This is a genomic window from Rhizobium etli CFN 42, from assembly GCF_000092045.1.
GTDB classification, from domain to species: Bacteria; Pseudomonadota; Alphaproteobacteria; order Rhizobiales; family Rhizobiaceae; genus Rhizobium; species Rhizobium etli.
Genome location: NC_007761.1, coordinates 3,916,363 through 3,940,693, shown reverse-complemented (window position 1 = coordinate 3,940,693; position 24,331 = coordinate 3,916,363). Strand labels below are relative to the sequence as shown.

The 24,331-nt window shown below is 61.1% G+C and carries 21 protein-coding genes, 1 pseudogene and 1 riboswitch; of the genes and pseudogenes, 11 read left to right on the top strand and 11 right to left on the bottom strand.

All coding sequences use genetic code 11. The features are described 5' to 3' along the window. Positions 1 to 72 precede the first annotated feature (72 nt). A riboswitch (cobalamin riboswitch) is annotated at positions 73 to 298 on the top strand. Between the two features lie 258 nt (positions 299 to 556). The 5 genes from nrdH to RHE_RS18990 all read left to right on the top strand — a co-directional run bounded on the left by nrdH (position 557) and on the right by RHE_RS18990 (position 5,855). Then, positions 557 to 778 (top strand): glutaredoxin-like protein NrdH, encoded by a 222-nt coding sequence (gene nrdH, locus RHE_RS19010; protein ID WP_010068756.1) that lies wholly within the window; start codon positions 557 to 559, stop codon positions 776 to 778. 16 nt (positions 779 to 794) lie between these two features. After that, positions 795 to 1,199 carry a class Ib ribonucleoside-diphosphate reductase assembly flavoprotein NrdI gene (nrdI, locus tag RHE_RS19005; RefSeq protein WP_011426927.1) on the top strand — a complete coding sequence of 135 codons (405 nt, stop codon included), beginning with the start codon at positions 795 to 797 and terminating at the stop codon, positions 1,197 to 1,199. A gap of 59 nt (positions 1,200 to 1,258) precedes the next feature. After that, positions 1,259 to 3,382 (top strand): class 1b ribonucleoside-diphosphate reductase subunit alpha, encoded by a 2,124-nt coding sequence (nrdE, locus tag RHE_RS19000; RefSeq protein ID WP_406867022.1) that lies wholly within the window; start codon positions 1,259 to 1,261, stop codon positions 3,380 to 3,382. A 175-nt stretch (positions 3,383 to 3,557) separates the two neighbouring features. Further along, entirely contained in the window at positions 3,558 to 4,532 is a 975-nt protein-coding gene (gene nrdF / locus RHE_RS18995) for a class 1b ribonucleoside-diphosphate reductase subunit beta (RefSeq protein ID WP_011426925.1), read from the top strand. A gap of 99 nt (positions 4,533 to 4,631) precedes the next feature. Continuing rightward, the gene (locus RHE_RS18990) at positions 4,632 to 5,855 is read left to right on the top strand and encodes an adenylate/guanylate cyclase domain-containing protein (RefSeq protein ID WP_011426924.1); all 1,224 of its coding nucleotides are present in this window, start codon (positions 4,632 to 4,634) and stop codon (positions 5,853 to 5,855) included. A gap of 5 nt (positions 5,856 to 5,860) precedes the next feature. On the opposite strand, the gene queE is transcribed toward RHE_RS18990, so the two are convergent. The 4 genes from queE to RHE_RS18970 all read right to left on the bottom strand — a co-directional run bounded on the left by queE (position 5,861) and on the right by RHE_RS18970 (position 8,820). Continuing rightward, positions 5,861 to 6,589 carry a 7-carboxy-7-deazaguanine synthase QueE gene (gene queE, locus RHE_RS18985; RefSeq protein ID WP_011426923.1) on the bottom strand — a complete coding sequence of 243 codons (729 nt, stop codon included), beginning with the start codon at positions 6,587 to 6,589 and terminating at the stop codon, positions 5,861 to 5,863. Further along, positions 6,586 to 6,942 carry a 6-carboxytetrahydropterin synthase QueD gene (queD, locus tag RHE_RS18980; RefSeq protein ID WP_020922355.1) on the bottom strand — a complete coding sequence of 119 codons (357 nt, stop codon included), beginning with the start codon at positions 6,940 to 6,942 and terminating at the stop codon, positions 6,586 to 6,588. The genes queE and queD overlap by 4 nt, the downstream gene beginning before the upstream one ends. Further along, a complete protein-coding gene (gene queC / locus RHE_RS18975) occupies positions 6,942 to 7,652 on the bottom strand; it encodes a 7-cyano-7-deazaguanine synthase QueC (RefSeq protein WP_011426921.1) in 711 nt (236 codons plus the stop codon). The genes queD and queC overlap by 1 nt, the downstream gene beginning before the upstream one ends. A 115-nt stretch (positions 7,653 to 7,767) precedes the next feature. Next, complete coding sequence (locus RHE_RS18970) at positions 7,768 to 8,820, bottom strand: LacI family transcriptional regulator (RefSeq protein ID WP_011426920.1); 1,053 nt, start codon at positions 8,818 to 8,820, stop codon at positions 7,768 to 7,770. 305 nt (positions 8,821 to 9,125) lie between these two features. Here RHE_RS18970 and RHE_RS18965 point away from each other — a divergent pair, with 305 nt between their 5' ends. The 4 genes from RHE_RS18965 (at position 9,126) to RHE_RS18950 (ending at position 13,538) form a co-directional block, all read left to right on the top strand. Then, positions 9,126 to 10,385, top strand: coding sequence for an ABC transporter substrate-binding protein (locus RHE_RS18965; RefSeq protein WP_011426919.1), 1,260 nt, complete (start codon positions 9,126 to 9,128; stop codon positions 10,383 to 10,385). 112 nt (positions 10,386 to 10,497) lie between these two features. Continuing rightward, complete coding sequence (locus RHE_RS18960; RefSeq protein WP_011425017.1) at positions 10,498 to 11,451, top strand: carbohydrate ABC transporter permease; 954 nt, start codon at positions 10,498 to 10,500, stop codon at positions 11,449 to 11,451. Continuing rightward, positions 11,448 to 12,419, top strand: a complete 972-nt coding sequence (locus tag RHE_RS18955) for a carbohydrate ABC transporter permease (RefSeq protein WP_011425018.1) — start codon at positions 11,448 to 11,450, stop codon at positions 12,417 to 12,419. The genes RHE_RS18960 and RHE_RS18955 overlap by 4 nt, the downstream gene beginning before the upstream one ends. Positions 12,420 to 12,422: 3 nt before the next feature. Beyond that, the gene (locus RHE_RS18950) at positions 12,423 to 13,538 is read left to right on the top strand and encodes an ABC transporter ATP-binding protein (RefSeq protein WP_011426918.1); all 1,116 of its coding nucleotides are present in this window, start codon (positions 12,423 to 12,425) and stop codon (positions 13,536 to 13,538) included. Positions 13,539 to 13,609: 71 nt separating this feature from the next. Here the strand turns inward: RHE_RS18950 and RHE_RS18945 are convergent, their stop codons facing one another. The 4 genes from RHE_RS18945 to RHE_RS18930 all read right to left on the bottom strand — a co-directional run bounded on the left by RHE_RS18945 (position 13,610) and on the right by RHE_RS18930 (position 19,350). Further along, positions 13,610 to 15,856, bottom strand: a complete 2,247-nt coding sequence (locus RHE_RS18945; protein ID WP_011426917.1) for a glycoside hydrolase family 2 protein — start codon at positions 15,854 to 15,856, stop codon at positions 13,610 to 13,612. 279 nt (positions 15,857 to 16,135) lie between these two features. Continuing rightward, the gene (locus RHE_RS18940; protein ID WP_011426916.1) at positions 16,136 to 17,047 is read right to left on the bottom strand and encodes an SMP-30/gluconolactonase/LRE family protein; all 912 of its coding nucleotides are present in this window, start codon (positions 17,045 to 17,047) and stop codon (positions 16,136 to 16,138) included. Between the two features lie 94 nt (positions 17,048 to 17,141). Then, positions 17,142 to 17,963: an SDR family oxidoreductase gene (locus tag RHE_RS18935; protein WP_011426915.1), complete on the bottom strand. Its 822-nt coding sequence runs from the start codon at positions 17,961 to 17,963 to the stop codon at positions 17,142 to 17,144. Between the two features lie 202 nt (positions 17,964 to 18,165). Next, the gene (locus RHE_RS18930; protein WP_011426914.1) at positions 18,166 to 19,350 is read right to left on the bottom strand and encodes a phytanoyl-CoA dioxygenase family protein; all 1,185 of its coding nucleotides are present in this window, start codon (positions 19,348 to 19,350) and stop codon (positions 18,166 to 18,168) included. A gap of 93 nt (positions 19,351 to 19,443) precedes the next feature. Between RHE_RS18930 and RHE_RS18925 the strand changes: the two are divergent. After that, positions 19,444 to 20,465, top strand: a pseudogene (locus RHE_RS18925) (LacI family DNA-binding transcriptional regulator). 65 nt (positions 20,466 to 20,530) lie between these two features. Beyond that, entirely contained in the window at positions 20,531 to 21,748 is a 1,218-nt protein-coding gene (locus tag RHE_RS18920) for an adenylate/guanylate cyclase domain-containing protein (RefSeq protein WP_011426912.1), read from the top strand. A 20-nt stretch (positions 21,749 to 21,768) separates the two neighbouring features. On the opposite strand, the gene RHE_RS18915 is transcribed toward RHE_RS18920, so the two are convergent. The 3 genes from RHE_RS18915 to dgoD all read right to left on the bottom strand — a co-directional run bounded on the left by RHE_RS18915 (position 21,769) and on the right by dgoD (position 24,265). Further along, entirely contained in the window at positions 21,769 to 22,548 is a 780-nt protein-coding gene (locus tag RHE_RS18915; RefSeq protein WP_011426911.1) for an SDR family oxidoreductase, read from the bottom strand. A gap of 76 nt (positions 22,549 to 22,624) precedes the next feature. After that, entirely contained in the window at positions 22,625 to 23,020 is a 396-nt protein-coding gene (locus tag RHE_RS18910) for a DoxX family protein (RefSeq protein ID WP_011426910.1), read from the bottom strand. 96 nt (positions 23,021 to 23,116) lie between these two features. After that, a complete protein-coding gene (gene dgoD / locus RHE_RS18905) occupies positions 23,117 to 24,265 on the bottom strand; it encodes a galactonate dehydratase (RefSeq protein WP_011426909.1) in 1,149 nt (382 codons plus the stop codon). Positions 24,266 to 24,331 lie beyond the last annotated feature (66 nt).

Sequence of the window (24,331 nt, the reverse complement as noted above, 5' to 3'; positions counted from 1 at the left end):
GGAACGCAGCGATTTCAAACCTGTCGTAACGCGATGCACAAACCATCCGTTGACGTGATTTTGGATTCGCGTACTATATCTAGTGTTCAAGGTTCCTTCGATTCGTCAGGATCGCGGGCGAAGATGGGAATACGGTGCGTTTCGCCATGACGGCGCAACAAGGCCGGAGCTGCCCCCGCAACTGTAAGCGGCGAGCAACTGTCCGATTTCAGGTCACTGAGGCATGATGCCTCGGGAAGGCTGGGGCAGGGTGCTTCGACCCGCGAGCCAGGAGACCTGCCTTGAACTAGATGTCCACGGGCGGGGTGTCCGGAAGGTGCGTGCATGAAAGCGGAATAATCCGCGCCTGTTGCGCCGCCCTGAACGCCCGCATGAGCACTTCGGGGTTGAAGTCATGTCCAGAATATCAAGGCCGCCGCCCGCGCAAATCCCGAAGGGGATCGTATCGGGCGTTTAAACCGCCGACTTTGCCAGATCACCATCAAGCGTTGCCCCGGACGTCGCAAGGCGCCCGATCCCAGTATTACGTCCTGAATTTGACATCACGAGGAACATGATGAGTGTTACCGTCTACAGCAAACCCGCCTGCGTCCAATGCACCGCCACCTATCGCGCCCTCGACCGCCTGGGTGTCGATTACGATATCGTCGATATCTCCCAGGATGCAGAAGCGCTTGATCGTGTCCGCAGCCTCGGCTACATGCAGGCGCCCGTCGTCATCGCCGGCGAGCGGCATTGGGCGGGTTTCCGTCCCGATATGATCAGCGCGCTCTCCTGACCCGAGGAGAAAGGCGATGGGGCTGATCGTTTATTATTCTAGCCGATCCGAAAATACCCATCGCTTCGTCGCCAGGCTCGGATTGCGCGCGGCGCGCATTCCGGCGAGCGGTGCGGACGCGTTTCATATCCGCGAACCCTTCGTGCTTGTTGTGCCGACCTATAGCGGCGGTGACGGCAAGGGCGCCGTTCCCAAGCAGGTGATCCGTTTCCTGAACGATGCGGAGAACCGAGGACACATCCGGGGCGTGATTGCCGCCGGCAACAGCAATTTCGGTGAGACATACGGGCTCGCCGGCGACGTGATCTCGCGCAAATGCCAGGTGCCTTACCTGTACAGGTTTGAGCTCATAGGCACGGCCGAAGATGTCGCCAAGGTCAAACACGGATTGGAACGATTTTGGACACGGCAACAACTCTGACGCGGGATGCCGGAGCAAAACCACATAACACTTTTGCTCATCCCACCGGCGAACGCCCTTTGAAAGCGGCGGAAGCGCTCGACTATCATGCGCTGAACGCGATGCTGAACCTCTATGACGATGAGGGGCGGATCCAGCTTGACAAGGACCGCACGGCGGCCAAGCAGTACTTCCTGCAGCATGTGAACCAGAACACCGTGTTCTTTCACAATCTCAGGGAAAAGCTCGATTACCTCGTGACTGAGGGGTATTACGAGCAGGAGGTGCTCGACCAGTATTCCTTCAATTTCGTGCGCGACCTGTTCGATCAGGCCTATGCGAGGCAGTTCCGCTTCCCCACCTTCCTCGGCGCTTTCAAATATTACACCAGCTATACGCTGAAGACCTTCGACGGAAAGCGCTATCTCGAGCGCTACGAGGACCGCATCTGCATGGTGGCGCTGACCCTGGCACGGGGCGACGAGGCGCTTGCCCGCGACATGGTCGACGAGATCATTTCCGGCCGTTTCCAGCCGGCGACGCCGACCTTCCTCAATGCCGGCAAGAAGCAGCGCGGCGAACTGGTTTCATGCTTCCTGCTGCGGGTCGAGGATAATATGGAATCGATCGGCCGGTCGATCAATTCGGCGCTGCAGCTGTCGAAGCGCGGCGGCGGCGTGGCGCTGTCGCTGACCAACATCCGCGAGGCCGGCGCGCCGATCAAGCAGATCGAGAACCAGTCCTCCGGCATCATCCCGGTGATGAAGCTGCTCGAAGACAGCTTCTCCTATGCAAATCAGCTGGGCGCGCGCCAGGGCGCGGGCGCCGTCTATCTCAACGCCCATCATCCCGACATCATGCGCTTCCTCGATACCAAGCGCGAAAATGCCGATGAGAAGATCCGCATCAAGACGCTGTCGCTCGGCGTCGTCGTGCCAGACATCACCTTCGAGCTCGCCAGGAACAATGAGGACATGTACCTGTTCTCGCCCTACGACGTGGAGCGGGTCTACGGTATGCCCTTCACCGAGATTTCGGTGACGGAAAAGTACCGCGAGATGGTGGCGGATGCCCGCATCTCGAAGAAGAAGATCAAGGCCCGCGAATTTTTCCAGGTCATTGCCGAAATTCAGTTCGAAAGCGGCTATCCCTACATCATGTTCGAGGACACGGTGAACCGGGCAAACCCTGTCGCCGGGCGCATTTCGATGAGCAATCTCTGCTCGGAGATCCTGCAAGTGAGCGAGGCGAGCGAATATAATGACGACCTCTCCTACAAGCATCTCGGCAAGGATATCTCTTGCAATCTCGGCTCGCTGAACATTGCGGCGGCGATGGACTCTGGCGATTTCGGCAAGACGATCGAGACCGCGATCCGGGCGCTGACGGCGGTCTCCGACATGAGCCACATCGCCTCGGTTCCCTCGATCGAGAAGGGCAACGACGAAAGCCATGCGATCGGCCTCGGCCAGATGAATCTGCACGGCTATCTCGCCCGCGAACGCATCTTCTACGGTTCGGAGGAAGGCGTCAATTTCACCAATATCTATTTCTATACGGTGACCTATCACGCGATCCGCGCCTCGAACCTGCTGGCGGTCGAGCGTGGCGCGAGCTTCAGGGGCTTCGAAAATTCGAAATACGCATCGGGCGACTATTTCGACAAATATACCGAGCAGGAATGGAAGCCGGCGACCGAGAAGGTGCAGGCGCTGTTCGACAAATCAGGAATCCATATTCCGACACAGGATGATTGGGTGGCGTTGAAGACGGGCGTCATGACGACCGGCCTCTATAATCAGAACCTGCAGGCGGTGCCGCCGACGGGCTCGATCTCCTACATCAACCACTCCACCTCCTCGATCCATCCGATCGTCTCGAAGATCGAGATCCGCAAGGAAGGCAAGATCGGCCGCGTCTATTATCCGGCGCCGTTCATGACCGACGACAATCTCGATTATTACCAGGATGCCTACGAGATCGGGCCGGAGAAGATCATCGATACCTATGCGGCGGCGACGCAGCATGTCGATCAGGGCCTGTCGCTGACCTCGTTCTTTCGCGATACGGCAACGACGCGTGATATCAATAAGACGCAGATTTACGCCTGGAAGAAGGGCATCAAGACGATCTACTACATCCGCCTTCGCCAGATGGCGCTGTCCGGCACCGAGGTGCAGGGCTGTGTGTCTTGTACGCTGTGAGTTGAATTCGGCCGCGAGCCTTTGAGCGAATGGCCCCCTCATCCGCCTGCCGGCATCTTCTCCCCGATGGGGAGAAGACATCTGCGGCAGGCACGACATCCCCTCTCCCCTCGGGGAGAGGGCAGGGTGAGGGGGCTCCGAGCGCCACCAGATCTATTGGAAGGACATAATCAACATGAACATCGCGCTAAAGCCAATCAGCCGCGTGCGCGCCATCAACTGGAACCGCATTGAGGACGATAAGGATCTCGAAGTCTGGAATCGGTTGACCGGTAATTTCTGGCTACCGGAAAAAGTGCCGCTCTCCAACGACATTCCCTCCTGGGCGACGCTGACGGCCGCCGAGCAGCAGCTCACCATCCGCGTCTTCACCGGGCTGACGCTGCTCGACACGATCCAGAATGGCGTCGGCGCCGTGGGGTTGATGGAGGATGCGGTAACCCCGCACGAGGAAGCGGTGCTTTCCAACGTCTCCTTCATGGAGGCAGTGCATGCACGCTCCTATTCCTCAATCTTCTCGACGCTATGCTCGACGCCTGATGTCGATGACGCCTATCGCTGGTCGGAGGAGAACGAATTCCTGCAGCGGAAATCGGCGCTGATCATGGAGCAATACGCGTCTGGCGATGCCTTGAAGAAGAAGGTCGCCAGCGTCTTCCTCGAGAGCTTCCTGTTCTATTCCGGCTTCTATCTGCCGATGTACTGGTCGAGCCGGGCCAAGCTCACCAATACGGCCGACATGATCCGCCTCATAATCCGGGACGAGGCGGTGCACGGCTATTATATCGGCTACAAGTTCCAACGCGGCCTTGAAACGCTCTCCGAAGAGCGCCGCCAAGAGATCAAGTACTTCGCCTTCGACCTGCTGCTCGAACTTTACGACAACGAGGCCAAATATACCGAAGCGCTCTATGACGGCGTCGGCCTGAGCGAAGACGTCAAGAAGTTCCTGCATTACAACGCCAACAAGGCGTTGATGAACCTCGGCTACGAGGCGCTGTTCCCGGCCGAAGCCTGCAAGGTCAATCCGGCAATCCTGTCGGCGCTGTCGCCGAATGCCGACGAGAACCACGACTTTTTCTCGGGCTCTGGTTCCTCCTATGTCATCGGCAAGGCAGTGGCCACCGAGGATGAAGACTGGGATTTCTGAGTTTAATTGCAGTCTCCCCTTATCATTTGCTTCGCCATCGACCACATTCACGAAAACTGATTTCGGTATTCGTCGGTGATGCGGCGTAGTGGAGTTTCGATGTCCTCTTTTGTGAACAAGGCCGGGGCTGCCGTTGAAACGGACGAAGGCGCCTGGCCGATCCGCCGAAGGCGGATCCTCGATTGGCTGGTGAACGAGACGCGCGGCGAGCGTTTCATCGATAACATCCTGGTGGCAATGTGTGAGAAGCTGTTGGCCGCAGGGGTGCCGGTGGCGCGCGCGACGCTGCACTTCCGGACGAACCATCCGCAATGGATCGGCGCCCGCATCCTTTGGAAAGAGGGCATGGCGGAAGCGAAGATCGACACCTTCGCCTATGGTGTCGAAACCACGGCGGAGTTCTTGAAAAGCCCGGTCAACGCGATCCATCAGGGCGTGGAGGAGGTGCGCAAGCAGCTGGAAGGTGCAGTCGAAGACGACGAAGATAGCCTTTTCCAAGAACTGCGCGATGACGGTCTCACGGAATACATCGCCTGGCCGATCGAGCATACTTTCGGCAAGCGGCATGTCGTGACGTTCTCCACCAGCCGGCCGGGTGGTTTTACGAGCGAGCACACGGATTTTCTGCGCGATCTCCTGCCGGCGCTGACCCTCGTCAGCGAGATCAGGCTGAAGAACATCATGGCGCGGACACTGCTGCAGACCTATGTGGGACCGCATGCGAGCGAGCACATATTGTCGGGTGTGACGACGCGCGGCAGCGGTGCGACCGTCGGCGCCGCCATCATGATCTGTGATCTGCGCGACTTTACGGCGATCTCGGACCTCTGGCCCCGCGACGATGTCATCCATCTGCTGAACGATTATTTCGATGCCATGTCTGACCCGATCGAGCGACATGGCGGGGAAATCCTGAAGTTCATGGGAGACGGGCTGCTGGCGATCTTCCCGCTCGCCAAGGAAACGGCCTGCCTCGATCTGCTGCAGGCGATCCGCGAGGGGCGGGCGTTGATGGCCGAGCTGAACGCGGAGCACCTGCGAACGGGACGCGAACCGCTGCGCTACGGCGTCGGGGTGCATGTCGGCGACGTCATGTACGGCAATATCGGCTCGCGCCGCCGGCTGGATTTCACCGTCATCGGCCCGGCGGTCAATGTCGCCTCGCGCCTGGAAAACCTGACCAAGGAGGTCAAGCGTCCGGTGCTCTTGTCGCGCGCCTTCGTCGAAATGGCGGGCTGCGCGAAAGACATGGACAGTCTCGGCACCTTCCCGTTGCGCGGGCTCGGAGAGCCTGTCGATGTCTTCGCTTTTCCGGAGCGATAGCGGGCTCAGACGCCTCGTTTGTTTCCCCACAGCAGCACGTGCAGCTGCGGCAGGACGCGCGGTGCAAACCATCGGTCGACCGTCACCTTGTCGACAAGCCAATGCATGCGATCCATCACGCCGTCGATATCGATGCGCGCGTCTTCGTCTTCGGACGGCGGCGGTGTATGGTTGCCCGGCTGAAGGTACAGGGGAATATAAGGGTAGCGCTGGCCCACCTCTCGCGCGAACGCATAGTCTACATCGTCAAAGATGACGACTTTCAGCGCGATCTCCGGCCCGCCGGCTGAAAGCCGAACACAATTGTCGACCTGATCCCAGTCCGTGTGCATCCCGCTCGACGGCGGCTTAGGGCTCAGGACCAGGACGTCGAGATCGCGGAACCAGTTCTGGGCAACGCTCCCCTGTGTTTCCAGTGCGAAGCGATATCCCTTGGAATGGCCGAGCTCGATCAGCGGCCTCAAAGGCTGGATTGCGGGATTGCCTCCGGAAAGAGAAACAGTCAGCGGGTTACCTCCAGAGAGCTTCGTGACTTCCTGCCAGATCGCCTCGACGGACATGGGAAGCCATTGATCCCGGAAGGCGCTGTCGACGGCGTAAAGACTGTCGCACCAGGAACAGCGATAATCACAGCCGCCGGTCCTGACGAACACTGTCGGCAGCCCGATCAGCGCGCCTTCGCCCTGTATGGTCGGGCCGAAGATCTCGCTGACGCGAATGGTCTCGACGCTCATGGTCGGTACTCCGCCCAGGTCTTCGGCGTCTCGCTGACCCGGACGGAAGAGGTCTCCGGAAAGCGCTCTCTGCACCAGTCGTAAAAGTGCTTGGCGAGGAATTCCGAGGTCACTTTCGAATGGCCGAAGACCTCGTTCAGGTGGCGATGATCGAGGGATTCGTCGATATAGCGCTTGAGCGGCGCGAGGTCATGATAGTCGCGAACGAAGCCGTCATCGTTTAGGTTTTCGGCGGAGAGCTCGACCACCACGACGTAGTTGTGGCCGTGCAGCCGGGCGCATTGATGGTCGGCCGGCAGATGATCCAGCTGATGCGAGGCGGAGAGGTGAAACTCCTTTGTGATGCGGTACATCAACGCACCTCCGCTGCCGAGTATTGCGATGCCGCCGCCTTCCAGAAATCCCGATCTTCATATTCCGTCGGATCGGACACACCGGCTAGGTGGAAGGCTTCGCGGCGTTCGACGCAGGTTCCGCAGCGCCCGCAATGAAGGCTGCCACCTTTATAGCAGGACCAGGTTTCCGCGAAGGGCGTGCCATGTCTTGTGCCGTCGGCCACGATCGCCGCTTTGGAGACCTCGACATAAGGCGCGAGCAGCTTGACGCTGGCGTAACCGTCCAGCGCTTCGTTCTGCATGCGCTGGAAGGCATCGATGAAACCCGGGCGACAGTCCGGGTAGATGAAGTGATCGCCGCCATGCACGGCGACGGCAACGGCATCGGCTTTCTGGGCGGCCGCCAAGCCGAAGGCGATTGCCAGCATGATGGCGTTGCGGTTGGGCACCACGGTGGCCTTCATGGTCTCCTCCGCATAGTGGCCGTCCGGAACCTCAACATTGTCGGTCAGGGCCGATCCGCTGAGATGGCCGCCGATAGCAGCGATGTCGATGATATGATGAGGGACCGCAAGGCGCGCGGCGCATTTGGCGGCGAAGTCGAGTTCCTTGCGATGCCGCTGGCCGTAATCGAAGGAGACGAGACCGATAAGCTGCTCTTCCGATGCCGTTCTGTGGGCAAGCGAAACGGAGTCGAGTCCGCCGGAGCAGACGACGATAGTTTTCATATTTTGGATTCCCTTGTTTTGACCGGGTGGGCTGCGACCGGATTACGCGGTGCTTTTAAGTCAAATCACGCGCCATGAAAACAGTTTTAATATGACCGCCCTTCGATCCGGCGGGCTAACCGATCGGAAAGTTGATCTGCGGCGGCAGCAGGAGGTGCAGATCCTGTGCGTCGGGATTGTTGATACGCTGCAGCAGCATGCGGCCGAGATCCTCTCCCGCCGCCGTCAGGTCCTCATGGATCGTGTCGACCTTCGGCTGCAATTGGGTGAGAAGGCGGGATGTCTCCTTGGCGACGATATCATAGTCGGCGGCGAGAGTGCGGCCGGCATCGCTCATGCCGCTGATGACGGCAAGCGCTGAGACTTCGCCGGGACAGATGAAGCTATTGGGCGCATCCGGTGCGGCTGCGCGGGCGCGCACAAAATCGCGCAACACATCCGCCGGCGTATCGAGATCGACCGTCTCGGGTATCTCGTAAGCGATGCCGGCCTCGCGCACCGCCGTCATGAAACCGTGTAGGATATGCTGGCAGAAGGTCAGCCGTTTCGGCGGCAGGATCACCGCCACCTTTGTGCGGCCCTTGGCGATCAGCCGGCGTGTCGCCTCATAGGCGAAGGTGAAATTGTCGTAATCGACATAGGGATGCGGCGTCGAAAATTCCGTGCGGCCGTGACAGATGAAGGGAAAGCGGGTTTCGAGCAGCAGGCGGACGCGGGCATCGAGCGGTTCGGTCCGCGTGAAGATCAGCCCATCGGCCAGGTGGTTGCGGATGATGTATTCTGCGGCTTCGACGTTGGTCGTCGACAGGAAGTTCGGCGCGACGACGAGATGGTAGGACGTCTCTTTCAGCGCCTTGGCAATGCCGTACATGATTGAGGTGCTGAAGCCGACCACCTCCTCGTGGGAATCAAGCAGGATGGCGACGACGTTGGTGCGGCCTGTCTTGAGACGCTGCGCCGCCCGATCCGGGAGGTAGCCGATTTCGCGGGCGATGCGGTGCACCCGCTGGCGGGTCTTGAGCGAAATTTGTGGCGCGTCGGAAAGTGCCCGTGACACCGTCGTCACCGCCAGCCCGGTGATCGTGGCAATCGTCCGCAAGGTCGGCTTGTCGCGCTTGTGGGCGAGATCGAGATTTTCGCCGCGATGCGGCCGGGACGATTCGGTCACTCTGGCTTTCCGTGCTGGAATTGCCGATACAATAACACGATGACTCAGGTGCGCAATCCGACAATGAAAACGTTTTAAATTTTAACGCCTCATTATCCTTTCGGATTATTTGACTGTAATTCAACACGTTATGGAAATAGCCATACTTTTCTCGGGAGTCGAGAAAGGGCTTGACGGCTCAAGGCTTATAACGTTTTAAATTGTTAACCGCGCGGAGGAGCGCGGCTTCATGCCGACCGCTGCAATGGCGGGACGCACTGGTGGCGGGGAGGGTCCTGCCGCCGATTTCAAACGGGAGGAAATTCATGCGCAAGTTCGTGAGCTCGGCAGCTGTTGCTGTCGTGATGCTGGCTGGTTTGGGTGCGGCGCAGGCAGCCGACGTGAAGGAAGTTCAGATGCTGCACTGGTGGACGTCAGGCGGCGAGGCAGCGGCTTTGAACGTTCTGAAGCAGGATCTCTCGAAGGAAGGGTTTGCCTGGAAGGACGTGCCGGTTGCCGGCGGCGGCGGTGATGCGGCGATGACGGCGCTGAAGGCGATGGTGGCAGCCGGTACCTATCCGACGGCCTCGCAGATGCTGGGCTATACCGTGCTCGATTATGCCCAGGCCGGCGTCATGGGCGACCTGACCGAGACGGCGAAGAAGGAAGGCTGGGACAAGTCGGTGCCGGCAGCCCTGCAGAAGTTCTCCGTTTATGACGGCAAGTGGGTCGCAGCCCCGGTCAACGTCCACTCGGTCAACTGGCTGTGGATCAACAAGGCTGTCATGGACAAGATCGGCGGCAGCCAGCCGAAGACCTTCGACGACCTGATCGCGCTGCTCGACAAGGCGAAGGCTGCCGGCGTCATTCCCTTGGCGCTCGGTGGCCAGAACTGGCAGGAAGCGACGATGTTCGATTCGATCGTGCTGTCGACCGGCGGGCCGGAGTTCTACAAGAAGGCCTTCAACGACCTCGACGAGGAAGCGCTGAAGTCGGACACGATGAAGAAGTCCTTCGACAACCTGGCGAAGATCGTCAAATACGTCGATCCGAACTTCTCCGGCCGCGACTGGAACCTGGCGACCGCCATGGTCATCAAGGGTGATGCGCTGGTGCAGGTGATGGGCGACTGGGCCAAGGGCGAATTCGTTGCCGCCAAGAAGACCCCGGACAAGGACTTCCTCTGCTACCGCTTCCCCGGCACCGAAGGCAGCGTCATCTACAACTCCGACATGTTCGGCATGTTCAACGTTCCTGACGACCGCAAGGCCGCCCAGGTGGCACTGGCAACGGCGACGCTGTCGAAGAGCTTCCAGTCGGCCTTCAACGTCGTCAAGGGCTCGGTGCCGGCTCGTACCGACGTTCCCGACACCGACTTCGACGCTTGCGGCAAGAAGGGCATTGCCGACCTGAAGGCCGCCAATGAGGGCGGCACGCTGTTCGGTTCGCTCGCTCAGGGCTATGGCGCCCCTCCGGCGATCGCCAATGCCTATAAGGACGTCGTCTCGAAGTTCGTCCACGGCCAGATCAAGAGCTCGGACGAAGCTGTCACCCAGCTCGTCCAGGCGATCGACGACGCCCGCTGAGATCTGTCGATGAATATGCTTCCCCGCGCGATCTCGCGGGGAGGCGTCAGCTCCGCGACGATCAGGCGGAGACGATCGGCAAGGCCGATCCTGCGGGAAGGGAGAACATTCCATGAGCACAGTTGCGACCACCGATCCGGTTCTGACGCCGCGACAAGCGACGCCGGTCTCGCTGCGGGGCCGGCTGCAGGATGCGCTGCCGAAGATCGTGCTGGCGCCGAGCTTCGTCATCACGCTCGTCTTCGTCTACGGCTTCATCGTCTGGACGGCCTATCTGTCCTTCACCAATTCCAAGACCTTCCCCTCCTATCAGCTGACCGGCGCACGTGCCTATCAGCGGCTGTGGCGCTGGACCTTCGAGAGCGACCCGCCATCCTCCTGGTACACCTCGATCACCAATATGGCGATCTTCGGCTTTCTCTATGTCGGCATCTGCCTGGCGCTCGGCCTGCTGCTTGCCATCCTGCTCGACCAGAAGATCCGCGGCGAGGGACTATTGCGGCCGATCTTCCTCTATCCGATGGCGCTGTCCTTCATCGTCACCGGCGTGGCCTGGAAATGGTTCCTCGATCCCGGTCTCGGGCTGGAGCAGACGCTGCACCACTTCGGCTGGACGAGCTTCCACTTCGACTGGATCAAGAACAAGGACTTCGTCATCTACACCGTCGTCATTGCCGGCGTCTGGCAGGCCTCGGGCTTCGTCATGGCGATGTTTTTGGCCGGCCTTCGCGGCATCGACGGCGAGATCATGAAGGCGGCGCAGATCGACGGCGCCTCGCCCTTGCAGCTTTATCGCCGCATCGTCATTCCGCTGTTGCGGCCGATCTTTCTCTCCGCCTTCATCGTGCTCGCCCATATGGCGATCAAGTCCTACGACCTGGTCGTGGCGCTGACCTCGGGCGGGCCGGGCGGCTCGGCCTGGCTGCCGTCCAACTTCATGTATGAATATACCTTCAAGCGCAACGAGATGGCCGTCGGCTCGGCCAGCGCCATCATCATGCTGATGACCATCTCGGCGATCATCGTGCCCTATCTCTATTCCGAACTGAAGGAGAAGGCCCGATGAGCAGCCTCAGCTCTTCCATCGGCACCTCCTCATCGGCAACGGCCGCCGAAGGAGTGGAGCGTGGCAACAGCGCCCGCTTAATCGGCCGCATCGTCATCTACGGCCTGCTGGTGATCTTCGCCATCCTCTATCTGATGCCGCTCTTCGTCATGCTCACCACCTCGTTCAAGACGATGGACGAGATCCAGGGCGGCAACATGCTGGCGCTGCCTGAGGCGCCGACCTTCGATCCCTGGGTCAAGGCCTGGGGCGAGGCCTGCGTCGGGCTGACCTGCGCCGGCATCAAGGGCTACTTCTGGAACTCGATCAAGATGGTGGTGCCGGCAGTGGCGATCTCCACCATCATGGGAGCGCTCAACGGCTATATCCTGACCAAATGGCGCTTCCCCGGCCATACGCTGGTGTTCGGGCTGATGCTGTTTGCCTGCTTCATCCCGTTCCAGTCGGTGCTCTTGCCGATGGCCACCATCCTCGGCTCGCTCGGCCGCTTCGGCGTCACCCTGCAGAACGCGACGGGCTGGAACTTCGGCTTCGGCAATTCGACGGTCAATCTGGTCTTCGTCCATGTCGTCTACGGCTTGGGCTTCACCACGCTGTTCTTCCGCAATTTCTACGAGGCCTTTCCGACCGAGCTGGTGCGCGCCGCCCAGGTCGACGGCGCCAGCTTCTTCCAGATCTTCCGCCGCATCATGCTGCCGAACTCGCTGCCGATCATCGTCGTCACGGTGATCTACCAGTTCACCAATATCTGGAACGACTTCCTGTTTGCCTCGGCTTACGCCGGCACCGGCGACTCCATGCCGATGACGGTGGCGCTCAACAATGTCGTCAACACCTCGACCGGGGTGGTCGAATACAATGTCAACATGGCGGCGGCAATGATCGCGGCCGTTCCGACGCTCATCGTCTATATCCTCGCCGGCCGCTACTTCGTGCGTGGCCTGATGGCGGGCGCAGTCAAAGGGTAAGTCATGGCCTTCCTGGAAATCTCCGGTCTCAGAAAACGCTTCGGCGCCGTCGACATCCTCAAGGGGATCGACCTCGAACTCGAAAAGGGCGGCTTCCTGGTGCTGGTCGGCCCGTCCGGCTGCGGCAAGTCGACCCTGCTCAACACCATCGCCGGGCTGGAGACGATCACCTCGGGCGACATCCGGATCGACGGCCGCGCCGTCAACGGCCTGCATCCTTCCAAGCGCGACATTGCCATGGTGTTCCAGTCCTATGCGCTCTATCCGAACATGACGGTAGCGGGCAACATCGCCTTCGGCATGGAGATGCGCGGTGTGCCGCCGCAAGAGCGCAAGCAGGCGATCGACAAGGTCGCCAAGGTGCTGCAGATCGGTCACCTGCTCGACCGCAAGCCGAGCCAGCTGTCCGGCGGCCAGCGCCAGCGCGTCGCCATGGGCCGGGCGCTGGTGCGCGATCCCAAGCTCTTCCTGTTCGACGAGCCGCTCTCCAATCTCGACGCCAAGCTGCGCGTCGACATGCGCATCGAGATCAAGCGGCTGCATCAGGCGACCGGCAAGACCATCGTCTACGTCACCCACGACCAGATCGAGGCGATGACGCTGGCGACCAAGATCGCCGTGATGAAGGACGGCATCGTCCAGCAGTTCGGCACCCCGGCCGAGATCTACAACAATCCCGCCAACATCTTCGTCGCCGACTTCATGGGCTCGCCCGCCATGAACCTGGTCAAGGCCTCGGTCGAGAACGGCGCCGGCGGCCTGGCGGTGTCGCTCGAGCGGCCGAATGCCGCCCCGCTCAGGCTGCCCGTCACGACAACCGGCAACGGCCTTTCCTCCTATGCCGGCCGCCAGGTGATCTTCGGCATCCGCCCGGAAGCGCTGACCGACCCCGACGGCGCCGACCGCAATGCCCGCTCGCTCACCGAAGGCGACTGCCTGATCGAGGTCGTCGAACCCGCCGGCTCCGACACCTTCGCCGTCACCAAGCTCGGCGGCAAGGAAGTCGTCGCCCGCCTGCGGGCCGATGCCGGCATCGCCCCAGGCCAGAACACTCGCCTCGCCTTCAATCTCGACAAGGCGGTGTTCTTCGATCCGGAAACACAGGCCAGGATTTCGTAAGTGGCGCGACACGCGTCCGATAAGACGCGCGGCGCTCTATACTCTCAGAAAATCGATTTCGATTTTCGGACTTAGGCGACGGCCGTTACGTTGAGGGTCACCGGCGCGAAGCGCGAGGAAACCGCTTCGACGGTAATTTCTCCCACCAGCCCCGTCGCTTCCAGCCAGAAGCCTGATGTGCCGCCCTGCAGCGGCACATTGGTCGGACCGACGATCCTTGCGGGTCCATGCACCTTCAGCGAAATGCTGTCGTTCATGAAAGGCAGGCGCTGACCGCACTGGTCGAGGGCGCGGATGATGACGCGGGTGCTGTCGCGTTCGCGAGTCTTCAGCGTCGAGCTGTCGGCGACCATTTCCAATGTCGTCGGCAAGGGATCGGCTGCCAGGTTCAGGCTGACCACCGCTTCGCCGGCGATAAAGCCGGTGAGGGCACCGTCGATCCATTCCAGGCCCCAGGTGCCGAGCTCATCGGCGGTGAAGTGCCGATGATCGAGTACAACAGGCGGATGCGGCAGATGCGGATAATTCTCGCGGTCCGGGCCGACGCGCTTGCTGAGCGCGCCATATTGCAGTTCCACCTCGTCGCAATTGGTCAGGATGATCAGCGGCAGCACCCCGCCGATATTGCGCTCGCCGCGCGCCCAGAAGGTCACCGGCTTCATGACGATTTCCTCGGAAGGCTCGCACTGGCTGATATAGGCATAGGCCGCGAATTTTGGTTCTCGGAACATGTCCATCACCCCGTGATAGCAGACGCGGTCGCCGGAGCCGAAATCCTTGTGGGTGTTGTAATCGAACATGCACCAGCCGATGGCGCCCGAGATATCCGGATCGCCATAGGCGGCGTTCAGAACCTCGAGGTGACGGCGCACATGCTCGGCTTGACGCTGTTCTTGATCGTAGATCTTCGTCGGGTGCATGTGGCCGTTGAACTCGGTGATGAGGTACGGCACCTTGCGGGATAGCCCGGTGTTTTCCTGCTGACCGCGCAGGACGGTGCGCGGGCGGTTGGCGCCCGGCAGTTCCTCGTTGCCGAGGATGAAGTCGTTCATCGTGTAGACGTCTTCGAGCAGCTCGCTTTCGGTGATGTAACGCACGCCGCCGGTCTGGCGGGTGCTGTCGAGTTCGCGGGCCAGCCGATTGGTCTCGGCGTAGAAATCGTGACTATCCTGCGACTCGTTGATGCGCACGCCCCAGATGATGATCGAGGGATGGTTCCAGTCGCGCTCGATCATGCGGCGGACGTTCTCGATCGATTCCTTCTGCCAGTCGGCATCGCCGATATGCTGCCAGCCGGGGATCTCCTCGAAGACCAGCAAGCCGATCGCATCGCAACGGTCGAGGAACCATTTCGACTGCGGGTAATGCGAGGTGCGGACGATGTTGCACTTCAGCACGCTCTTCATGATGTCGGCGTCGCGCTCCTGGGCGGAGCGGCCGGCGGCATAGCCGACATAGGGGAAGGCCTGGTGACGGTTGAGGCCGCGCAGCTTCAGCGGCTTGCCATTCAAGAGGAAACCTTCCGGCGTGAATTCGGCGGTGCGGAAGCCGAACCGGGTGGAGAGGCGGTCGGAGCCGTGCTCGGTCCTGAGTTCGACCGTGACCTCATAGAGCGTTGGGTTGGTAATGTCCCAGAGGGTAATGCCGGTGAGGCCGCCCAAGGAAAGCGTCGTGCGATTGCCGATCGTTTCAGTGGCTGCGGTGGCGATCACCGTGCCGTCGGCCTGTTTCAGCGCGGCGGTGAGAGTCGCCGAGAAGCTGCGGCCCTCGGGGTTGGCGAGATCGACGCGGATGCTTGCCGACTTATGAGGGGCGAGAACGTCAGCCGTTTCGATCTTGAGATTACGGATCGAAACCGGGTCGGTGACCTTCAGCCAGACGTCGCGGTAGATGCCGGCATAGGTCAGATAATCGATGCGGCCGCCGAAGGGCGGGATCGCAGGGTTTTCGCTGCCGTCGATCTTGACGGTCACGAGGTTCTCGCCCTTGAGGAGCTTGCCGGTGAGGCGGGCCTCGAAGGGTGTATAGCCGTCCTTGTGGGCGGTGATCTCTTCGCCGTTCAGATAGACGACGCTGTCGGCCATGGCCGCGTCGAAGACGAGGGAGACTTCGCGACCCTCGAATTCCGGCAGCCAGCGCAGCACCTTCTGATAAGTGAAGGCGCGCTGATAGCTCTTCTCATCGAAATAGTTGAAGGGCAGTTCGACGGCGGTGTGGGGCAGGCTGACCGGCTTGGCGGCATCGAAGTTTTCGAGCAGGCGTTGGCCGAAGCCCTCGTGGAAACTCCAGCCCTCGTTGAAGGAAACGACGGAACGCATCTCAGGTTCTCCCGGTCGTGGCATCAGGAGCCGTGCGGCGCCCCTTGGTGCGTGAAAATCGGATCATCGGGTATTCCTCCTTGATGCAATGAGGTGCGAGCGCTCCAGCGCGTCGCATCAAATCTGATTCATGCGATGGGCTTTAGCTTTTTTCGTGCGGGTCGTCATCCAGAACCGCTGCTGCTCCTTGCAGATGACGCGCCGGGAGCAACGCCGTCCTGTCCGGCGATGGCGATCTTGTCAGGCGTGTCTGTCGAGCCCACGCCGTGCTTCCAAAGGTTACGGATATTGTGCGCCGTTCGTCTTGGTATAGATCGAATAGACCGAACGGGTCGCGGTGATGAAGAGCCGGTTCTTCTTGGGGCCGCCGAAGGTGAGATTGGACACTGTTTGCGGCACTTTGATCTTGCCGAGCAGCGTGCCGTCGGGTGAGAAGCAATGCACACCGTCACCCGCGCTCGTCCAGAGATTGCCGCTGACATCGAAACGAAAGCCGTCGGGGTGGCCGGCATCGAGGCTGCAGAAATAGCGGCTGTTGGCAAGCTTTCTGCCGTCGACGACATCGAAAACCCGGATATGGCAAGGCACTTCGTGTTTGCCCGAACCGGAATCGGCAATGTAGAGTTTCGTTTCATCGGGCGAGAAGGCAAGGCCGTTCGGCTGGATGAAATCCTCGACGACGGCGTCGATTGCGCCGCTTGCGGGGTCGATCCGGTAGACGTTACGGGTCGGCTGCTCGGGCTCGGACTTATGGCCCTCGTAGTCCGAGAGGATGCCGTATGTCGGATCGGTGAACCAGATCCCGCCGTCCGAATGGACGACAACGTCGTTCGGCGAATTTAATCTCTTGCCCTTGTAGCTGTCGGCGAGAACGGTGATGCTGCCGTTCGGTTCGGTGCGGGTGACGCGGCGGCCGCCATGTTCGCAGGAGACCAGCCGGCCCTGCCTGTCGCGCGTATTGCCGTTGACATAATTTGAGGGCGAGCGGAAGACGGAGACCGTCCCATCCGGAGTCCAGCGCATCATGCGTTCGTTCGGGATATCGCTCCAGAGAAGGCAGTTCAGGTCGGAAAACCAGACCGGACCCTCTGTCCAGCGGCAGCCGGAATAAAGCTCATCGAGGGCGGCGGTGCCGACAACCAGAGCGCCGAAACGTTCATCGCGGGTCTCATAAAGCGGATTGTCAGCCATGCCAGTTCCTCCCTGAATGCTGTCGTCCTTCTCCTAGCGATAAATCCTCCCAGCTGCCAGAGCCCGGCAACCGGAAATGTAAGCTCGGATTTTCTCAGAGAGCGGCGACCGGATGAGGCGAGCCGTCGTAAGCCCCCCAGATCGATTGATCGAAACAGATGACCGAGCCGGTCATCAGGCCCGATTCCGCCGATGACAGGTAGGCGCAGGCGCGTGCCACCTCATGCGGATCGACGAGGCGGCCGAAGGGCTGGTTCGCCGCCGCCTTTTCCAGCCAGTCGGAGGGTGCGCCGTGATATTCCCGCTGGATGCGGTCCTCGCCTTCCGACGCCATCCAGCCGATATTGAGGCCGTTGACGCGGATGCGGTTGCGCAAAAGCGCATAGGCGGTGTTCTTCGTCAGCGTCTCCAGCGCCCCCTTGGAGGCGCAATAGGCGGCGATGAAGGGCTGGCCGGCTTTGGCCGACATCGAGCCGATGTTGACGATCGTTCCCTCTGTCTTTTCGCGGCGCATGACCTTCACCGTCTCCTGCATCAGGAAGAACGGTGCGCGCACGTTGACCGCGAACATAGCATCGAAGAGCTCAGGACTGGTGTCGAGGATGGTGCCGCGATCGGTGATGGCGGCGGCATTGACCAGCGCGTCGACGCGACAGAAGGCCTCATCGCAGGCCCGCACGACATTTTGCGCGTCCTCGACCTTGGCGAGGTCGGCCCTGACGTAGACGACCTTCACACCGGTCGCGGCTGAAATCTCCGCGGCTTTCGTATTCCCCTTGGCTTCGTTGCGGCCGCAGATGACGATGCCTTGGGCGCCGCGTTCGGCGAAGAGGCGGGCAATGGTGGCCCCCAATCCTTGTGTGCCGCCTGTGACGATGGCGATCTTGCCGTCAAGGCGGCAGTGGTCGGTGCTCATGTGGTTCCTCCCTGGTGATGATATGCAAATGGCCTCCCGCGTGCGGGAGGGAGTTATGGCATTGCGGGTAGGGGGCCCTCATCCGCCACACGGGCACCTGCTCCCCGCTGGGTAGAAGGGGGAATCGAGACGTCGCGGCAAGTCTCTTCCCCCTCGGGGAGAAGGTGCAGGCGGGCGGATGAGGGGGCTCCAATCTCAACGTTCAGCTCAATTTCTTCCTCGCCTGTTCCGCAAGCGCTGCCGTAAAGGCTTCATCGCTCCAGCCTTCCCGCAACGCCTCGTGCATCAGCTGCGCCTGCGTCTTCGGCGCCAGGCCGCCGAGCGGCGGGTCACGGTCGAGATTGGTCGGGAAGGAGTAGCCTTCGGCGCAGGCGGCGACAGCGTTGGCGATTTCATCGGGTGAGAGCTTGCCCTGCAAGGCCTTCAACGCGGGGAAGAGCCTGGCGCTCATTCTCTCGCGATTGACGGTCTCCATCGCCCGTCCGAAGGCGGAGGAAACTTGCAAGAGATTGGCGACACGCTTGATATCGGCCGAGCGGTTGGTACCGGCGGCGTGGAAGAGGGCGGGATTGAAGAAGACGACGTCGCCCTTTTCGAGCGGCAGCTGGACGTGATTGGCCTCAAAATAATCCCGGAACTCCTGGCGCTTCAGCGCCAGATAACCCGGCACATAGGTCTGGCTGTGCGGCAGGAAGAGTGTCGGGCCGCTTTCGAGGGGCATGTCGCAATGGGCGACTGCGCCCTGCAGCGTCAACACAGGCGAGAGACGGTGCACATGCGCCGGAAACTGCTCGATCACCGCAGAGGACTGGAAGCCGAGATGATAGTCACGATGGGCGGACTGCGCCGCACCGCCCGGATTAACGCGGTTGACCTGCGCCGTCATCTGGTAGCTCGGGCCGAGCCAGGCTTCGCTTGCGAGCGCGATAATGACGTTGGCGTAATATTCGGCGAAATTTTCCGGATCGGCAAGGCAGTGTTTTTCCAGCGAATTCCAGATGCGGTCATTGGCGCCGGGCTTGGCGAAGTGATCGCCGCCGCCCGTCGAGGTGCGGTGCTGTTCCTCGATAATGGCGTCGAAAATCGCGCTGGCGCGGTCGATGATGCCGGTGTCTTGGTAAGCATGCTTGAAAACGACGACGCCTGGGCCTTCGCCGAAAGCTTCGCAGATTTCGGCCAGCACGAGGCGTTTGCCTTCGCCGGTTGCCGCCGCCGTTACCTTGCGGCTGTCATAGATCAGAACGTTCTTCTCGACTGCGGAAGCTGTCGGGTAATCGGCAAGGGCAGTCGTCTTTTGCGCAAGACGGCGAAAATCGTCGAGGTCGCAGGCGTCTTCGCTGAGCCAGACACGGTCGGCGCGCAGTTTCTGCAAATTGTCGGTTTTCATGATAGCTCCTCCTCTTTTTGATGAAGTCACTATACCCCGCCCTGCCAGGTGATATAGATCAGAAACCCATCAAAAAACCATCAGGCAGATTCCGTGGCCCATCTCTTTCTCGTCAAGGACATTGCCTTCCAGGCCGGCTTGAGCACCGCGACCGTCGACCGCGTGCTGAACGGCCTGGTGTGCGTCAGCAGACGGAAACGAGGGTGAAGGCGGCGATCGCGGAGCTGGAAAAACAGCAGGCAGGGGCGATGGGCAGCGGGCGCATGCTGGCGATCGATATCGTTATGGAGACGCCTCAGCGTTTCAGCGATGCGGTGCGTGCCGCCTTCGAGGCCGAAATGGCGGCCTTCCTGCCCGGCGTCTTCCGCTGCCGCTTCCACTTTGCCGAAGTGATGAAGCCGGCCGAGCTGGTGCAGCTTCTCGATCGCATCCGGCTGCGCGGCACGCACGGCATCGTGCTCAAGGCGCCTGACGTCGCCGAGGTTGCTGCCGCGGTCGCGCGGGCGGATGCAGCCGGCATCCCCGTGGTGACGCTGGTGACTGATCTGCCGAATTCGGCCCGCATTGCCTATGCGGGCGCCGACAACCGGGCCGCGGGAGAGACCGCCGCCTATCTGATCGGGGAATTCCTCGGAGGTGACGGCGGCAATGTGCTGGTGACACTGTCGAGCGGGCGGTTCCGCGGGGAGGAGGAGCGTGAAATCGGTTTTCGCCGCATCATCCGCGCCCATTATCCGGACATCAGCATCACTGAGATCAGCGAAGGGCACGGCAGCGATAGGGCGACGGGAACACTTGCGTCGGCAGCGCTGGCGACCGATCCCGCCATCAATGCGGTCTATTCGATCGGCGGCGGCAACCGCGCGGTGCTGGCAGCCTTCGATGTGGCCAGCCGTCCCGTCCGCGTCTTCGTCGCCCACGATCTCGATGCCGACAACCGAGCCCTGCTTGCCGCGCGTCGCATCGACTTCGTGCTGCATCATGATCTCAGAACCGATGCGCGTTCGGCCTTCAGGGCAATCATAAGCCGCGCCACTGCACCGGGGCGAGTCGTTCCGGCCTCGCTTTCCTCCGTCGAAATCGTCACGCCTTACAATATGCCTGCGGGCGATTGAGCCGATTGACTTTCCTTCGAGGCCGGATTCGGGCTACAGCTTGGGCAGGAGCGAAGGTGAGCGGCATGGATTACAGCGACGTTAGCACGATTGCGGCCTGGGTTACGGAGCAGGGACTGAAGGGCGTTTCGGAAGCCGAGCTCATGACCGGTTTCTGTGCGGCCTGCCGGGATGCCGGGCTGCCGCTCGACCGCGGCATGGCGCTGATGGACACGCTGCACCCCGTGCATGAAGGCCGCGCCTTCCGCTGGGACAGCGTGGAGGAGATCGAAACCGAATTCGAATATGGCCCGACGAGTTCGGGTGAAGCGGCGGCGAATTGGCAGCGCTCGGCCTTCTACCATCTTTGGTCGCGTAACGAGCGGGAGCTACGCCGACGCCTGGGCTTCGGCGATCCGATCGATTTCACCATGCTCGACAAGATCGCCGAAGCCGGCCACACGGATTTCGTGGCGATGATGCATCGTTTCAGCGAAGCCGGCACGATCGGCGAGATGGATTGCTTCTTCTCGCATTTCGCAACCAAACATCCCGAGGGTTTTTCCGATCACGACCTCGCCGTCCTGCGCAAGCTGGTGCCGGTCCTCGGACTGGCGATCAAGTGCATTGCGCTCGGGCGCATCGCCCGCACCATCGCAGAAGTCTATCTCGGGGAGGATGCGGCGCGCCAGGTGATGGAAGGCAAGATCAGCCGCGGCAAATCGGAACGGATCTCGGCGGCGCTGTGGTTTTCCGATCTGTTGAACTACACCAAGATTTCCGACCGCGTGCCGCCTGAGGAAATCATCCCGCTGCTCAACGATTACAGCGAGGTGGCCATCTCGGCGATTCACGAGGCCGGCGGAAATGTGCTGAAGCTGATCGGCGACGGCGTGCTCGCCATCTTCAAGGGGGAGGTGCCAGCCGAGACCTGCCAGGCGGCGCTCAGGGCCGAATCGCTGCTGCGGGAAAAGCTCGTCAAGTTGAACGCGGCGCGCGCGGCCGACGGGCGGGCGACGACGGACGTCTATATCGGCCTGCATATCGGCGACGTCTTCTACGGCAATATCGGCAGCCAGGACCGGTTGGACTTCACCGTCATCGGCCCCGCCGTCAACGAGGTCAGTAGGATTGCCTCGATGTGTCGTTCGGTCGACCTCAACCTGCTGATCTCCTCGGATTTCGCCGCCGCCATACCAGCGGAAGAGCGGACCGCGCTTGCCTGCGTCGGGCGCTATGCGCTTCGCGGCGTGCAGCGCGCACAGGAACTCTACACGCTCGACAGCGCTCGGCTGAACGGTTGATATCCGCGAACCCTTCAAGCTTACCTTAACAGGCCCTGGCCGCCGTCGATCCAAATCGGTGTACCGGTGATGTGCCTGGCGCGGTCGGAGGCAAGGAAGAGGATGGTTTCGGCAACGTCCTCGCTCTTGCCCGCCTTTCCGCCGGCGATCGGGATGTCGCCCTGCGGCCAGATCACCGGAACCTCGGTCTCCTCGCGATGGCGGCTATCGGTATTGGCGCTGATATTGGTCTCGATCTCGCCGGGGCAGACGGCATTGACACGGATGCCGTGGCGGCCAAGCTCAAGGGCAAGCTGCTGGACCATGGCGACCTGACCTGCCTTGGTGGCGGTGTAGGCGGTGGCGCCCGGCGTCGTGAAGGTACGGGTGCCGTTGATCGAGGAGACGACGACGATCGAACCGCCGCGGCGCTTCAGAAGGGGCACCGTCAGATGCAGGGTCAGATAGGTGCCGCGCAGATTGACGGCGATGGTCTTGTCCCATTCATCCGGTTTCAAATCGTCGATCGGCGCCCAAACCCCGTTGATCCCGGCATTGGCTATGACGATGTCGAGGCCGCCGAAGGTGTCCGTCAGCTTCTTCACTGCGGTTCGCATGTGCGCTTCGTCGCTGGTATCGGCCGTCAAGGCGATCGACTGACCGCCGGCGGCGTTGATCTCGGCGCAGGTCTTTTCGACTTCGTCGGCGGTGCGGCTCAGTGCTGCAATCCTTGCTCCCTCGGCAGCGAGCCTTAACGCGGCCGCTTTGCCGATACCGGAACCGGCGCCCGTCACCAATGCGATCTTTCCCTCAAGCTCCATGGTCGGCCTCCTTGAACGTCTGCCGATAGCCAATGTTCGCCGCGACTATTGGTTCCGGAAGCAGCAGACGGCCGCACTATCTAAATAGGGTTTGCCGCAAGGCCCATCTCTCCGGCCCGTGGACGGCGGCGAAGAGCAAGCCGGCAAGAAAGGTGAAGTGATCGACGAAGAAACCGAATTCGGCCTGGTTCTGTTGCCAATGGGACGGTCCGTGGAAGGCGAAGGCAAGGAAAATCACGTAGATGCCTGCCAGCAGGCTCGCCTCGGTGAAAAAGGTGCCGGATATGAAGGCAAGGGCCAAAGCGATCTCGAACAAGGCTGCGACCCAGGTGAGGAAGGTCGCCATTGGGAAGCCGGCGGCAGCAATGTAGCTTGCCGTGGCTCCGATATCAGCGAATTTGAAGCCGGCGGCCATGAAGAAGATGAAACTGAAGATGATGCGGGCGACGATGATTGCGATTGCTTTGGCCATGGGAAACCTCCTCTTGAGCTTCCATTATGACGCAGGAGATGGTTGATATCCTACACTGCGAATGAAAAAGGGCCGCTTGCGCGACCCTCCATGCTCTCACCACTCGGCAAAACTGCCGTCGGCGTGCCGCCAGATCGGGTTGCGCCAGCGATGGCCTTCCTTGGCGCGCTCGATGACATAGGCCTCGTCGACCTCGATGCCGAGGCCCGGCCCCTGCGGGATCGAAACGAAACCATCGGCATATTGGAACACCTCCTTGTTGGAGATGTAGTCCAGGATATCGTTGCCGGTGTTGTAATGGATGCCGAGGCTCTGTTCCTGGATGAAGGCATTGTAGCTGACGGCATCGACCTGAAGGCAGGCAGCGAGCGCGATCGGGCCAAGCGGGCAATGCGGCGCCAAGGCCACGTCATAGGCTTCGGCCATCGCCGCTATCTTGCGGCATTCGGTGATGCCGCCGGCGTGAGAAAGATCCGGCTGGATGATGTCGACATAGCCGTCCGAAAGGACCTGCTTGAAATCCCAGCGCGAATAGAGCCGCTCACCAAGCGCGATCGGTGTCGAGCTATGATTGACGATGTCGCGCAGCGCTTCCTTGTTTTCGGAAAGCACCGGTTCCTCAATGAACATCAACTTGTAGGGCTCGAGTTCCTTGGCGAGAACCTTGGCCATCGGCTTGTGCACGCGGCCGTGGAAATCGACACCGATGCCGATATGCGGGCCGATCGCCTCACGGATGGCGGCGATAGTCTCGACCGCCCTTTCCACTTTCTCGTTGGTGTCGACGATCTGCATTTCCTCGCAGCCGTTGAGCTTGATCGCCTTGAAGCCGCGCGCGACCACATCCCTGGCATTGTTGGCGACGTCAGAGGGACGGTCGCCGCCGATCCAGGAATAAACCTTGATGCGGTCGCGCAACTGGCCGCCGAGCAGGGAATGGATCGGCTGGCCGAGGGCCTTGCCCTTGATGTCCCAGAGCGCCTGGTCGATGCCCGAGATCGCGCTCATATGGGCAGCGCCGCCGCGATAGAAACCGCCGCGATACATCACGGTCCAATGATCCTCGATCAGGAAGGGGTCCTTGCCGATCAGGTAATCTTCCAATTCGTGGACGGCGGCCTCGACCGTCAGCGCGCGGCCCTCGACGACCGGTTCACCCCAGCCGACGATGCCCTCATCGGTCTCGACCTTCAGAAACAGCCAGCGCGGCGGAACGATATAAGTGGTGAGTTTGGTGATCTTCATCGTGGCTCTTCGTCTCTTCTCGGATTTTCGATGGCGCAGCGCGTCGGCAGCGATGTTCGCGATTGA